This is a genomic window from Mesorhizobium sp. M7A.F.Ca.CA.001.08.2.1, assembly GCF_003998455.1.
Taxonomy (GTDB): domain Bacteria; phylum Pseudomonadota; class Alphaproteobacteria; order Rhizobiales; family Rhizobiaceae; genus Mesorhizobium; species Mesorhizobium ciceri.
In genome coordinates this window covers 1-12,666 of record NZ_RZPW01000088.1, presented here as the reverse complement: position 1 = coordinate 12,666, position 12,666 = coordinate 1, and the positions used below count along the sequence as shown (strand labels likewise).

General features: G+C 62.7%; 14 protein-coding genes and 1 pseudogene. 7 read left to right on the top strand and 8 right to left on the bottom strand.

The annotated features are described in order from the left end of the window. Positions 1-880 (bottom strand): thioredoxin-disulfide reductase (gene trxB, locus EN914_RS08105; RefSeq protein WP_127389045.1); only part of this gene is annotated, 880 nt, incomplete at its 3' end. 248 nt (positions 881-1,128) lie between these two features. Between trxB and EN914_RS08100 the strand changes: the two genes are divergently transcribed. After that, positions 1,129-1,608, top strand: coding sequence for an Lrp/AsnC family transcriptional regulator (locus EN914_RS08100; RefSeq protein ID WP_023809735.1), 480 nt, complete (start codon positions 1,129-1,131; stop codon positions 1,606-1,608). Positions 1,609-1,860: 252 nt separating this feature from the next. After that, a complete protein-coding gene (locus tag EN914_RS08095) occupies positions 1,861-2,655 on the top strand; it encodes a glycosyltransferase family 2 protein (protein WP_024504151.1) in 795 nt (264 codons plus the stop codon). A 105-nt stretch (positions 2,656-2,760) separates the two neighbouring features. On the opposite strand, the gene EN914_RS08090 is transcribed toward EN914_RS08095, so the two are convergent. The 5 genes from EN914_RS08090 to EN914_RS08065 form a co-directional block, all read right to left on the bottom strand. After that, on the bottom strand, positions 2,761-3,420 hold the full coding sequence (locus EN914_RS08090) for an HAD family hydrolase (RefSeq protein WP_024504152.1): 660 nt from the start codon (positions 3,418-3,420) through the stop codon (positions 2,761-2,763). Continuing rightward, the gene (locus EN914_RS08085) at positions 3,413-3,985 is read right to left on the bottom strand and encodes an SIS domain-containing protein (RefSeq protein WP_024504153.1); all 573 of its coding nucleotides are present in this window, start codon (positions 3,983-3,985) and stop codon (positions 3,413-3,415) included. The genes EN914_RS08090 and EN914_RS08085 overlap by 8 nt, the downstream gene beginning before the upstream one ends. Positions 3,986-3,992: 7 nt before the next feature. Beyond that, entirely contained in the window at positions 3,993-5,486 is a 1,494-nt protein-coding gene (rfaE1, locus tag EN914_RS08080; protein WP_024504154.1) for a D-glycero-beta-D-manno-heptose-7-phosphate kinase, read from the bottom strand. 140 nt (positions 5,487-5,626) lie between these two features. Next, complete coding sequence (locus tag EN914_RS08075) at positions 5,627-6,259, bottom strand: LysE family translocator (RefSeq protein ID WP_024504155.1); 633 nt, start codon at positions 6,257-6,259, stop codon at positions 5,627-5,629. A gap of 441 nt (positions 6,260-6,700) precedes the next feature. Next, positions 6,701-6,937: a type II toxin-antitoxin system Phd/YefM family antitoxin gene (locus EN914_RS08065; protein ID WP_024504156.1), complete on the bottom strand. Its 237-nt coding sequence runs from the start codon at positions 6,935-6,937 to the stop codon at positions 6,701-6,703. Positions 6,938-7,086: 149 nt separating this feature from the next. Between EN914_RS08065 and rfaD the strand changes: the two genes are divergently transcribed. The 3 genes from rfaD to waaC are packed head-to-tail and all read left to right on the top strand — an operon-like array spanning position 7,087 to position 9,994. Beyond that, the gene (gene rfaD, locus EN914_RS08060; protein ID WP_024504192.1) at positions 7,087-8,043 is read left to right on the top strand and encodes an ADP-glyceromanno-heptose 6-epimerase; all 957 of its coding nucleotides are present in this window, start codon (positions 7,087-7,089) and stop codon (positions 8,041-8,043) included. Then, complete coding sequence (gene waaF, locus EN914_RS08055) at positions 8,016-9,023, top strand: lipopolysaccharide heptosyltransferase II (RefSeq protein WP_032899372.1); 1,008 nt, start codon at positions 8,016-8,018, stop codon at positions 9,021-9,023. The genes rfaD and waaF overlap by 28 nt, the downstream gene beginning before the upstream one ends. Further along, entirely contained in the window at positions 9,020-9,994 is a 975-nt protein-coding gene (gene waaC, locus EN914_RS08050) for a lipopolysaccharide heptosyltransferase I (protein ID WP_127389044.1), read from the top strand. The genes waaF and waaC overlap by 4 nt, the downstream gene beginning before the upstream one ends. Positions 9,995-10,233: 239 nt before the next feature. Here waaC and greA read toward each other — a convergent pair whose 3' ends face one another. Both greA and EN914_RS08040 read right to left on the bottom strand, forming a co-directional pair. Next, entirely contained in the window at positions 10,234-10,707 is a 474-nt protein-coding gene (greA, locus tag EN914_RS08045; protein WP_013530066.1) for a transcription elongation factor GreA, read from the bottom strand. 271 nt (positions 10,708-10,978) lie between these two features. Further along, the gene (locus EN914_RS08040; RefSeq protein WP_024504159.1) at positions 10,979-11,512 is read right to left on the bottom strand and encodes a tetratricopeptide repeat protein; all 534 of its coding nucleotides are present in this window, start codon (positions 11,510-11,512) and stop codon (positions 10,979-10,981) included. 143 nt (positions 11,513-11,655) lie between these two features. Here EN914_RS08040 and EN914_RS08035 point away from each other — a divergent pair, with 143 nt between their 5' ends. After that, a complete protein-coding gene (locus EN914_RS08035; RefSeq protein WP_013530064.1) occupies positions 11,656-12,081 on the top strand; it encodes a DUF3775 domain-containing protein in 426 nt (141 codons plus the stop codon). Between the two features lie 108 nt (positions 12,082-12,189). Beyond that, positions 12,190-12,666 (top strand): annotated as a pseudogene (locus EN914_RS08030) (extensin family protein); the annotation flags it as partial.

Sequence of the window (12,666 nt, the reverse complement as noted above, 5' to 3'; positions counted from 1 at the left end):
GGCGGTAGATATCGTCGGTCACATCGCCGGCCGCGAACACGCCCGGCACATCGGTGCGGGTCGAATCCGGCGCCGTCCACAGATAGCCGTTCGGCTTCTGCTTGAGCTTGCCGGCGAACAGTTCAACCGCCGGCGCATGGCCGATGGCCACGAACACGCCGTCGATCTTGAGGTGCGACACCTCGCCGGTCACCGCATGCTTGAGCTTCAGCCCTTCGACCGAGGGCGGCAGCGGCGTCTTGCCGGGCCGACCGGTGATCTCGTCGACGATCGTGTCCCAGATGACGCGGACATTGTCCTTCTTCAGAAGCCGCTCGCGCAGGATACGTTCGGCGCGAAAATCGCTGCGCCTGTGGATGACCGTCACGCTCTTGGCGAGATTGGACAGATAGAGCGCCTCTTCCACCGCCGAATTGCCGCCGCCGATCACCGCGACATCCTTACCCCGGTAGAAGAAGCCGTCACAGGTGGCGCAGGCCGAGACTCCAAAACCCATAAAGTCCTGCTCGGTCGGGATGCCCAGCCATTTCGCTTGCGCGCCGGTCGCGATGATCAGCGCGTCGGCGGTGTAGGTGGTGCCGGAATCGCCCTTGGCACGGAACGGTCGCACGTTGAGGTCGACCTCGGTGATGATGTCGTTGATGATGTCGGTGCCGACATGCTCGGCCTGTTTCAGCATCTGCTCCATCAGCCACGGACCCTGGATCGGGTCGGCGAAGCCGGGATAGTTCTCGACATCGGTGGTGATCATCAACTGCCCGCCCTGCTGCAGGCCGGCGACCAGCATCGGCTTCAGCATGGCGCGGGCGGCGTAGACCGCCGCCGTATAGCCGGCCGGGCCGGAACCGATGATGAGAACGGGCGCGTGCTTGGTGGTCATCTAAAGCCTCTGCGGAGGGCTGCCGGCAATTGCGGCATGGAAAACTCGATCATTGTCGCGCGTAATGTAAGTGTTGCCCACGACGCCAGCAAGGCAAGTTGGAGTTCGTCCCCGGAAAGCTTTGTCACACCCTGTCGCCCGCGGATCTCGCGAAATATTCCGGAGAAGGATGGAATGGACAGCGAAGTCGTTTAATTACAAAATCACGCAAGATTCTTGCGTGTTGCCCCTCATGATCGAGAGCCCTCATGCCGCTCAAGGCCGACCTCGACGCCATCGACTGGAAGATCCTGCGCGAATTGCAGGGCGACGGCCGCATGACCAATGTCGAACTGTCGAACCGCGTCGGCATTTCGGCACCGCCATGCCTGCGCCGCGTCAAGCGCCTGGAGGAAGCCGGCATCATCCGTGGCTACCGCGCTCTGCTCAACGCACCAGCGCTCGGCCTTGATGTCGTTGCCTTCTGCCTGGTCGGCCTGCATCATCAAGCCGATGCCGAGCTGCGCATCTTTGCCGAGCGCACCCGCGGCTGGCCGATCGTACGCGACGCCTGGATGGTGTCGGGCGAATCCGATTTCCTCCTGCATTGCGTGGCGAGCGACCTCGGCGCCTTCCAGACCTTCGTCATCGAGGAACTGACCTCGACCCCGAATGTCGACACGGTGCGCACAGCGCTCACCATCCGCCGGGTCAAGGACGAAGGCTTGGTCTCGTTCGCACAGCCTTGAGCCGGTGAACCGCAACCGGCTTTCGCCGATGCGGCTTGAACGCCTCGCCATATCAGCGCCGCTTTGGCGTTCGATAGGCACTTCTGTGAAGCCGGATGTCCTGCCGTAGCCACCTTGCTGGTTTCCTAGAGCAATTCCAGAAAAAGTGTGTAACGGTTTTCCTGGGAAAAGCGCATAGCGCTTTCGGGATTGCGTAAAACAGGTGGCGCAGGGCAGCCCAATTCCGAGAACAGTGTGCCGTGGGGTGGGACGATGACTCGATTTTCTAGCCCGGTTTCGGCGCTGGTCATCTGCATGAATGAGGCCGACATGATCGGCGAGTGCCTGGAAAGCGTCGATTTCTGCGCCGAGATCATCGTCGTCGATTCAGGCTCGACGGACAGCACTCTGGACGTCGTCAATGCGTTCATCGCCAAAGGCTACCCGATAAGGGTGTTTCACAATGACTGGTCGGGTTTCCCGCGCCAGCGGCAGTTCGCGCTCGACCATGCCAGGCAACCGTGGTGCCTTTCGATCGATCCCGACGAGCGCGTCGACGATTCACTGCGCCAAGCCATCGTGGCGGCCACGCAGACCGCCAACAACGGCATCGACGGCTGGTACATTCGCCGCCGCGACTGGCTGAAAGGCTATGGCTATGCGCATCGCTGGGTGCTCCACAACCGGCTTCTACGGCTGTTTCGCCGGGAAGTCGCCACCATGGACCTCACCTCGCGGGTCCATGAATCCTTCATTGTGCCGGGCGAGACCCGCACGATCGAAAGCGGCGTGTTGCTGCATCGCCGCGAGATATCCGTCAATGACGACCTTGCCAGGGCCAATACCTATTCCGGCCTCAAGGTCGCCACGCTGGTCGAGAGAGGCAAGAAGCCCGGCCTGGTACGGCTGGTGCTGTCGCCTTTCGGCAACTTCCTGAAGTTCTACCTGGCCAAGCGCTACTTCCTATGCGGTCGGCACGGCTTCATCTACTCGATGTCGGTGATGATCTATTCCTATGCCACCGAGGCCAAACTGTATGAGGCTTCGCAAGACAAGGAGCGGGCCTAGAGCATTTCACCGTTTCACGGAAACGGCGATCTGCTCTAACCCTTTGTTTTAACGCAATTCTAGACGGAAAATCGTTCACACTTTTCCTAGAATTGCTCTAATCTATCACCGCTCGCCCGGCGCGGCACCGAGTGCCGCTATTGCGGCGAGCAAGCCATCGAGATCGCCCTGGCCCCGTAGCGGCCAAGTCTCGAATCCTCCTTGACTGGACTGTTCGCCGTCCACCAGCCAGCCCTGCGAGAGGCCGGCGCGTTGTCCCGCCTCCATGTCGGCCTCCTTGTCGCCGACGATCAGCGAACGCCGCAGATCGAGCCCGAGGCGCCTGGCCGCCTCCAGCAGCATGCCCGGATTGGGCTTGCGCATCGGATGATCTGCGGCCGCGAGCGGGCCGGAGCCCGCCTCGTGATAGGCGCAGGCAAGGACCATGTCGACGAACGCATTGTCGGCGCGTAGCAGTTCGAGCACGCGGCCATTGACGGCGGCGAAATCGCTCCAGCCGAAATAGCCGCGCGCGATGCCGGACTGGTTGGTGACGACGATGACGGGAATGCCGGCCCCGTTGGCGGCGGCTATCACCGCGGCTATATCCGCGCGCAGCACCATTTCGGCAGGATCATCCGGATAGCCCGTATCGATATTGATGGTGCCGTCGCGATCGAGGAACAGCGCCGGCGAGCCGGCGGCGAACACCTTTGAGCCGACCTGCTCGACCCACAGGCCCGGCTCAGCCAGCGGATAGCGGCCAGAGGTCGTGGGATCAGCCATTGCTGAGGCGCGCTTCGACCACCTCGCACAGATGATGATAAAGGCACAGATGCCCCTGCTGGATGATCGGCGTCGAGGTCGACGGAACGTTGAGCAGGATATCGGACAGAGGCTTCAGCTTGCCGCCGGTATCGCCGGTCATGCCGATCACCGTCATGTCCATCCTCCGTGCCTGTTCGGCGGCGGCGAGGATGCTCGGCGAATTGCCGCTGGTCGAGATTGCCAGAAGCACGCCGCCGGCCGCGCCATGCGCCTCGACCTGGCGCGAAAACACCGTGTCGAAGCCATAGTCGTTGCCCCAGGCGGTCAGCACCGCCGCATTGGCCGGCAGCGCGATGACATTGTAGGCCTTGCGCTCCTTGAGAAAGCGGCCGACCAGTTCGCCGGCAATGTGGATGGCGTCGCTGGCCGAGCCGCCATTGCCGGCGATGAGCAAGGCCTTCCCCGACGAAAGCGCCGTCACCACCGCGCTCGCTGCCCGCTCCATCTCACCGGTCAGGTCCCGTTCGACCATGGCTGATATGGCAGCCGCCGAGCGGACAAGGTAATCGTTCAAGTCGGACATGAAACCCTCAGTTTGTGGTGCCGCCGGCGCGCAATTTGCCAATGGTGTTGGTGGTGCTCTTTCCAGCGACGAGATCGACCAGCACGACGCGTCCGCCGGCCTTCTGCACCACATCGGCGCCGACCACGGTATCGACCGTGTAATCGGCGCCCTTGACCAGTATGTCGGGCAGCAGCGCTTCGATCAGCGCCAGCGGCGTATCTTCCTCAAACACCACGACCGCGTCGACCGAGGCGAGTGCTGCCAGCACGCAGGCGCGGTCGTGCTGGTCGTTGACCGGCCGGCCGGCGCCCTTCAGGCGCCGCACCGAGGCATCGCTGTTGAGGCCGAGCACCAGCCGGTCGCACTGGCTTCGCGCCGCGTGCAGCAAGCTGACATGGCCGGCATGCAGGATGTCGAAGCAACCATTGGTGAAGCCGACGCTCAGGCCCTCTTCCTTCCACGCCGCCACCATGCGGGCGGCCGATGTGGCGTCGAGGATGGCGTCCTTGTGGGCGGTCGGCCCATGTGAACGGAACAGCGCGCCGGTGAGTTCCTCGACCGTCAGTCGCGCGGTGCCGCGTTTTCCCACAACGACGCCACCAGCGGCATTGGCGATCGAAGCGGCCATGACCGTATCGGCGCCTACGGCCAGCGCCAGCGCGAAGCTCGCGATCACCGTATCGCCGGCGCCCGAAACGTCGAACACTTCGCGCGCCTGGGTGGCGATGTGGCGCGCCTCGTCGGGACCGACCACGCTCATGCCCTTTTCGCTGCGCGTCGCAACGACGAAATCGAAACCATGTGCCGAAATCAGCTGGCGCGCGGCAGCCACGATCTCGTCATCGGCGAACACCGCATGGCCGACGGCCTCGCCGAGTTCCTTGCGGTTGGGGGTGATGGCGGTCGCCCCGGCATAGCGCGCGTAATCGCGGCCCTTCGGGTCGACCAGCACCGGCTTTCCAGCCTCGCGGCAGATGGCGATCAAGTCGCCGGCGACGCCGTCGAGCAGGATGCCTTTGCCGTAATCGGACAGGATGACGATGTCGGCGTGCGCCAGCGCGGCGCGGAAATGGCGGATCAGGCCGGCTCGCTCCGCGGCGCCGAGCGGCTTGATCTCCTCTTCATCGAAACGCAGCACCTGCTGGTTGAGCGCGCTGAAGCGGCTTTTGGATGATGTCATGCGACCACGCTCCTGCGCGAGGCCCGCCGTATCGGCGCCAAGTTCCCGCAGCATCCGCACCAGACTGTCGCCCGCCAGATCGGCGCCGATCACGGAAACGGGGACAGCGGCAGCGCCGAGCGAAACGATGTTGGCCACGACATTGCCGGCGCCGCCCATGGTCGAGGTCTCGCCGCGCCCATGCAGCACCGGGATCGGCGCTTCCGGCGAGATCCGCTCGATGACGCCGTTGACGAAACGATCGAGGATGAAGTCGCCGACCACCAGCACGGTGGCTTGGCCGAACCGCGCAATGGCGCGGTGCAATGGTTCTGGAGAAGGCGGATTGTGCTTGATCATGTCACTGGCAACGCGAGGGTAAGGCAAATCTCAATCGTGATGAAAATTGTCAATTTACGGGCCGGATCGTTCATGCCTGCCGATATACCGCAAATCCACGCAGCGCAACGTCAGGACATGACCCGCGACTGTCCGATGCGTCAGCTCTTCTGCAGGGCAACATGGACGCCCAGCCCGACCAGCACCGCCCCTCCCGCCCGCTGCATCAGCCGCTGGGCGCGGCTCGAACGCCGCAGGCGGCCGATCACGGCACCCGCCAGGAACACGCAGACGATATCGGCCGAGGAGAACATCAGATTGACTATCGTGCCGAGCACGACGAACTGCAGCCAGACCGGAAACGCCGCCGAGGCGTCGATGAATTGCGGCAGGAACGCCATGAAGAAGATCGCTGTCTTCGGATTGAGCACCTCGACGGTGATGCTCTCGAAAAAGGCGCGCCGCGCCGATTTGCGCTCGATCGCGGGCAGCGCCGCATCGCCGTCCGCGCGCTTGCGAAACAGCGAGATGCCAAGCCAGATCAGATAGAGCGCACCGACCAGCTTGACCGCCAGGTAGAGCGTCGGCACGGCATGAAACAGCACCGACAGCCCGGCGGCCGCGGCGAAAACATGCACGTAGCCGCCCAGATGAATGCCCAGCGCCGCCGTCAGGCCGGACCAGCGGCCGCGCGCCATCGTCTGCGCGGCGGCATAGAGCATGGCCGGGCCTGGAATGTAGGCGAAGATCGCCGTGGTGGCGAAAAACGCGATGAGCAGTTCGGTCGATGGCATTTTGGGTCCCTCACGATCGTGCTCTGCCCTGTCGATTCAGTCCGCGCGCGGGATGCTTTGGACTGACCCGTGCGGACAACCGCAGTAAAAGCGAACATAATTTTCTTGTGAAATGACGGGCTGAACGCGCCAATTCGCGCACCCGGCTCGAAATAGGCCGACGCTTCCAGGATATCATGATTGTACTCGTCGACCATGACCCAAAGGGGCATAGGATCGAGGCCCGCACGGTGGCGTTCAATTTCCGGGATGCTGACTGCAACGCGATCACGACCCGGCTGTGTGGAAGTGATTGCAAGTATGAAGAGGTTGGTACCCCCGGCTTTCCCAGAAAGGACAGCCACAAAGGCCACAGGCCGTGACTTCCGACCTTCGGTCTCGCCGTCTCCGTGTTGGCGATGCCAAAGATATGGATATCGCCAGACGTCCGCAGCAGCGGGTTTAATCACGGTCCAATTCCGCGGCGTACTCCTCGAGCATCTCGACATGTTCGGTCGGGGCGTCCTTCGCAGCGTAGACGCGGCGGCTGTCGTTGCCGAAGCGCGCTTCGTAGGCCTCGATGCTCATCAGGACGTATCTCGGCTTGTTGTGGCGAGTGATGGAGACCGGCTGCTGGCTGGCAGCTGCAAGCACATCTCCAAGATTCTGTTTCAGATCGGTCGACGGATAGTTTTTCATGGGATATCCTGTTTTGTCCATAATAGACAAAATGGACAAAACAGACAAGCGCATAAAATGGCAGGACAGGCGCATGCACCTGGCTTTGTCGACAGCCCGGCTAGCCTCCCCTATAAGGACCGGAATCGCAAAGCAACCAGAGGTCCTTCATGATCATCGTCACGGGCGGCGCCGGCATGATCGGCTCCAACATCGTCGCCGCGCTGAATGCCGAAGGGCATGACGACATCCTCGTCGTCGACGACCTTACCGACGGTCACAAGATCGTCAATCTTGCCGATCTCAAGATCGCCGACTATCTCGACAAGGACGATTTCCTGCCCCGCATGGAGGCCGGCTCGCTCGGCCGCATCGAGGCCGTGTTCCACCAGGGCGCCTGCTCGACCACCACCGAGTGGAACGGCAAATTCATAATGGAGGTGAATTACGCCTTCTCGAAACGGTTGCTGCATGCAAGCCAGACTTTGCGCGTGCCTTTCCTTTATGCCTCCTCGGCTTCCGTCTATGGCGGCGGCTCGGAGTTCCTCGAGGATCCCGCGTTGGAACGGCCGCTCAACGTATACGCCTATTCCAAGAAGCTGTTCGACGACTATGTCAGGCGAACCGTGTTCGCCGGGCAGGCCGACCATTCACAGGTCGTGGGCTTGCGCTACTTCAACGTCTATGGCCCGCGCGAAGCGCACAAGGGCGCCATGGCCTCCGTCGCCTTCCATCTGTTCAACCAGGTCGAGCGAGGCGAGAACCCGAAACTGTTCGGCGCCTATGACGGGTTCGGACCCGGCGAACAAAGCCGTGACTTCATCCATGTCGGCGATGTCGCCGACGTCAATCTGTGGCTGTGGAAACGGGGCTCAAGCGGCATCTTCAATTGCGGCACCGGCCGTGCCCAGCCCTTCCGCGCCATCGCCGAAACGGTGATCGACACGTTGGGTAAAGGGGAGATTGAATTCATCCCCTTTCCCGACCATCTCAAGGGCAGCTACCAGAGCTTTACGCAAGCTGATATGTCCCGTTTGCGCGCGGCCGGTTACAATGGCCAATTCCGGACAGTGGAAACCGGTGTCAGAGACTATGTCGAATGGCTGAAAGCCCAACGATCCTCGTGATCGGCCCACGCTGGGTGGGCGACATGGTGATGGCGCAGTGCCTGTTTTCGGCGCTGAAGGAGTTGCATCCCAACGCCGGCATCGATGTGCTGGCGCCGGCCTGGGCAGCACCCCTGGTCAAGCGCATGCCCGAAATCCGCCAGCAGATCGATTTTCCGCTCAAACCCGGCGCGCTCGAATTCACCCATCGCCGCCGCTTCGGCCGCCTGCTGCGCGGCCGCTACGACATGGCCTATATCCTGCCGGGCAGCTGGAAGTCGGCGCTGATTCCGTTCTTTGCCCGGATTCCGCGCCGTGTCGGCAATCTGCGCGAGATGCGCTATGGCCTGCTGACCGACATCGTGCCATTGCCCGACAGCATCAAACGACGCACCGCGCAGGCCTATTTCGGCCTTGCCCAAGGCGGTAGTTTCCGGGCGCCCCGGCTTAGCGTGGACACGAAAAACCAGGTCGACCTGCTCGGCCGTTTCGGGCTGGCGCCGCAGAAATTCGTGGCCCTGATGCCCGGCGCGGAATTCGGCCCTGCCAAGCGCTGGCCCAGCGAAAGCTATGCCGGGCTTGCCAGCGGCTTCATGGGCAAAGGCTTGAAGGTTGCGCTGTTCGGCTCGAAGAACGACCGCGACGTGACGGCGGAGATTGCAGCCCTGGCCCCCGGCGTCGTCGACCTCGCCGGACAGACGCGGCTGGAGGACGCCATCGACCTGATATCCGCCGCCAGGCTGGCTGTGTCCAATGACAGCGGACTGATGCATGTCGCGGCCGCCGTCGGCACGCCGATCGTCGCCGTCTACGGCTCGACCTCGCCCGAAAACACGCCACCGCTGGCGGAGCGCCGCGAGCTGGTCTGGCTCGGCCTGTCGTGCTCGCCCTGCCACCAGAAGGTCTGTCCGCTCGGCCACCTCAACTGCCTGAAGACGCTGGAAGTCGGCCAGGTCGCGGCAGCGGCGGACCGGCTGCTGGAAATTCCGGCCGCGGCATGAAGGTGCTGATCGTCAAGACGTCGTCGATGGGCGATGTCATCCACACCTTTCCGGCGGTCGAGGATGCCCGTCGCCACCGCCCGGACCTGACCTTCGACTGGTGCGTCGAAGAGGCATTCGCCGGAATCGTCGCGCTTCACCCGGCGATCGACAAGATTCATACGGTGGCGATCCGGCGCTGGCGCAAGGCGCTGCTTGACGGCGCCACCTGGCGCGAGGCGGCCGCCCTGCGCCGCACCTTGCGCAATTGCCGCTACGATCTGGTCATCGACGCGCAAGGCCTGCTGAAATCGGCCCTGGTGGCAAGACAGGCGGGCTCACCCATTGCCGGCTTCGACCGTTCGAGCGCGCGCGAACCCTCAGCGACGCTGTTCTACGATGCCACGTATGCCGTCCCGCGCGACCTCCACGCCATCGAACGGACGCGGCGGTTGTTTTGCCTGGCGCTCGCCTATCAACCCGATCTTTCGACGCTGGACTCCGGCATCGTGCCGCCCGCCGGCACCCTGGCGGGCACTTCTGGAAAAACCGCCTTCCTGCTGCACGGAACCAGCCGCGAAGACAAGAAATGGCCGGCCGAAGACTGGATCGGAACCGCCCGCCTCCTGATTGAGCGGGGGATGACGCCGGTCACGACCTGGTCGAACGAGCGTGAGAAAACCGTAGCCGAGGCAATCGCAGGCGCCGTGCCGTCAACGATCGTGGTACCGAAATCGCCGCTGTCCGAAATCGCCGCGACTATCGGCGGCTCGACGCTGGTTATCGGCGCCGACACCGGGCTGACCCATCTTGCCAGTGCCTTTGGCCTGCCGACGGTCGCAATTTTCCTGGCAACAGAGCCGGGTCTGACCGGCCCGCGCGGACGCTACGCATCGACACTGCTGGCCTCGCATGGGGGGCGTGTTGTGCCGGTGGAGGTAGTGGCGGAAGCAGAAAAGCTATTGGCACTTAAACTACAAGCGCCGGCATAGGACCTTTCAGAATTCGCTCTGGCGAGTCGAATAGCGTGGTTCTTCGAGAACCGGAGCGGCGCGTACTTAAAGTACGTGAGCACCGGAAGCGCAGAAAACCGCCCGCGCATGACCCCGAAAATCGTGATTGATTTTCGGAAAGGGATCATGCGCTAACTGAAAATCCTACAGCGTCCTTTGCGCGTCCGAGAGGACGCGCGGCGCTGTAGTCGGCCGCCACAGTAGAATTATCAAAGGTCCTAGATGAACTGCACCTGGACGATCTCATACCCCCTGGCGCCGCCAGGCGCGTTGACCTCGATGGCATCGCCGACTTCCTTGCCGATGAGCGCACGCGCGATCGGCGAGGAGATCGAGATGCGGCCGGACTTCACGTCCGCCTCCTGGTCGCCGACGATCCGGTAGGTCTTCTTTTCCTCTGTGTCCTCGTCGACCAGCACCACGGTGGCGCCGAACTTGATCTTGTCGCCGCTGAGCTTGCTGACGTCGATCACCTCGGCGCGCGCAATATAATCTTCAAGCTCGTTGACGCGGCCCTCGTTGAGGCTCTGCGCCTCTTTGGCGGCATGATATTCGGCATTTTCGGACAGGTCGCCATGCGAGCGCGCTTCGGAGATCGCCTCGATGATGCGCGGCCGCTCTTCCTGCTGGCGCCAGCGCAGTTCTTCCTTCAATGACGCGAACCCCTCGCCTGTCATCGGGACCTTGTTCATGATGCCTGCCTTTCCTGCTGCCACCCCCGCGTATCGGGGAAAGCCTTGTCGATGGGTACAAAAAGAAAACGGGTCCGGCAGCCTCGAGCTTACGGAACCGTTTCACCGCAATTTCCCTGAATATAGCAATGTCAGCGGGTTTTTCACGCCCAAAAATCGGTTTTGCTAAAATCATCCCCGTTTTCATCAGTCGGGGGCGATGAATGAGACCGGGGGCAACAAAAAACGGCCGCGATCGCTCGCGGCCGCTTGGAAGAGCCCTGGGATCTTTTCAGCTTCTCATGAAATGGTCGATCTGCTCGGCCAGCATGCCATATTCACGCGAACCCTTGCCGGTCCGCTTCTCGATTTCCATCAACTGCTGCTGGGCGCCGGCCAGATCGCCGATCTGCAGATGCGCTTCGCCGAGATATTCGCGCACCAGCGTGTAGTTCGGATCGATGCGCAGCGCTTCCTCGTAATAGCCGAGGCCGACGGTGACGCGGCCGGAATGGCGGTGCGAATAGCCGAGATAGTTGAGGATGCGCGGATCCTGCTTGTTGGCGGCGAGGCTGAGCACGGCAATCGCCTCGTCATAGCGCCCGGCCATCGCCAGCGCGTGGCCTGCATCATAGATGCTGTCGTCGTCGAGCATGCCTTCCTGGGGCGCGACGCACTTTTTCTTCTTCTTGTCCCAGACCTGGCCCTTCTTGCACTGGGTGACGGTTTCGTCACTGCCGCCGCTGCCGGCGGCGTACACGGGAACAGCGAGGAACTGCAGCGCGAGAAGCGCGGTCGCAGCCTGGATCAGCATTCTTTTATGCATCGAAACCTCCTGGAGGGGTGAGAATGCAATACTAACGCCGGTCGGCTTGCGTTTCATCCCGGAAAATTGCGGGCGGGAGAACATCAGGTGACGGATGCCGCAAATCCGCTATCATCCGGCAAACGACCTGAGGGAGACGGCCCTTGCAGCGGCGGCTTGAAAAGGACTGGGAGCTTTCGATCGGCCCCGACACGGTGCGCCTGTTCATCCTCAAGGCCAAAGCACTGAGTGCGGCCGTCAATGAAGACTATGCCGATGGCGCCGAGCACGAGGTCGAACTCGACGGCGAGTCCCATGTCAACCATCACCATGACGGCCTTGCCGAGGAAAGCTCCGAGAACCTGACCGAAGAAGAGCTACGCGAGCTGATCAACGACCTCAATGTCGATGAAGCAGCCGAGCTGATCGCGTTGGCCTGGGTCGGTCGCGGCGACTACGACGCCACCGAATGGGCGGACGCGCTGGCCGCCGCGCGCGAACGCGCCAACAAGCGCACCGCGAAATACCTGCTTGGCATGCCGCTGCTCGCCGACTGGCTGGAGGAAGGGCTGGAAGCGATCGGTGCGTAACGGAGCGGTTACCGTTCGTGATGCGGCCAAGGCAACCACCTTGCGTCGGCGCCGTTGAGGGCGATGGGGTCGATCGTCTTTTCCCGAATATGCAGGATTGCGTTGACCGTGGCCGTCACGGCCTTGCTGGTGATGCCGGTAGAGGCGAGACATCGCCATCGGCATCATAAGCCCCCGACGCCGCGGGTCGAGCAGCCGCTGACACCACGAGCCGACCAGCCCCTGAAACCAAGGGGCGGAAAGCGTTTGAAACCACGGCGCCACCGGCAGGTCACGCCAAAGCAGACACAGCAGAAAACGCAGACATCGCTGCCCTCGCCTGCCGATGTTCCCGTGCCCGAACCCGGCACTCCGATAACCCAACCCGGCATTCCGGTGCCCGAACCACGCCCGGCGGACACACCAAAGGCTGAAGCTGCAAAGACCGAGGAGCAAAAGCGCGTAGGGCCGAAAGCCGCGGAAGCGCCCGACCGTTTCAAGGAAGAAAAATCCCACCAGGAAAAGCAGGCACGTCCCGAGCCATTGGCTCCGGAGCCATCAACCGGGGAAAACGAGCCGGAGCCGCCGGACGTCGCGCCAACGCCG

Coding starts and splice junctions, on each gene's coding strand:
- EN914_RS08065 (WP_024504156.1), bottom strand. CDS start 6,937: ATGAAAAACTATCCGTCGACCGATCTGAAACAGAATCTTGGAGATGTG.
- EN914_RS08040 (WP_024504159.1), bottom strand. CDS start 11,512: ATGCATAAAAGAATGCTGATCCAGGCTGCGACCGCGCTTCTCGCGCTG.
- rfaE1 (WP_024504154.1), bottom strand. CDS start 5,486: ATGATCAAGCACAATCCGCCTTCTCCAGAACCATTGCACCGCGCCATT.
- rfaD (WP_024504192.1), top strand. CDS start 7,087: ATGATCATCGTCACGGGCGGCGCCGGCATGATCGGCTCCAACATCGTC.
- waaC (WP_127389044.1), top strand. CDS start 9,020: ATGAAGGTGCTGATCGTCAAGACGTCGTCGATGGGCGATGTCATCCAC.
- EN914_RS08075 (WP_024504155.1), bottom strand. CDS start 6,259: ATGCCATCGACCGAACTGCTCATCGCGTTTTTCGCCACCACGGCGATC.
- EN914_RS08090 (WP_024504152.1), bottom strand. CDS start 3,420: ATGGCTGATCCCACGACCTCTGGCCGCTATCCGCTGGCTGAGCCGGGC.
- EN914_RS08085 (WP_024504153.1), bottom strand. CDS start 3,985: ATGTCCGACTTGAACGATTACCTTGTCCGCTCGGCGGCTGCCATATCA.
- waaF (WP_032899372.1), top strand. CDS start 8,016: ATGGCTGAAAGCCCAACGATCCTCGTGATCGGCCCACGCTGGGTGGGC.
- greA (WP_013530066.1), bottom strand. CDS start 10,707: ATGAACAAGGTCCCGATGACAGGCGAGGGGTTCGCGTCATTGAAGGAA.
- EN914_RS08100 (WP_023809735.1), top strand. CDS start 1,129: ATGCCGCTCAAGGCCGACCTCGACGCCATCGACTGGAAGATCCTGCGC.
- EN914_RS08095 (WP_024504151.1), top strand. CDS start 1,861: ATGACTCGATTTTCTAGCCCGGTTTCGGCGCTGGTCATCTGCATGAAT.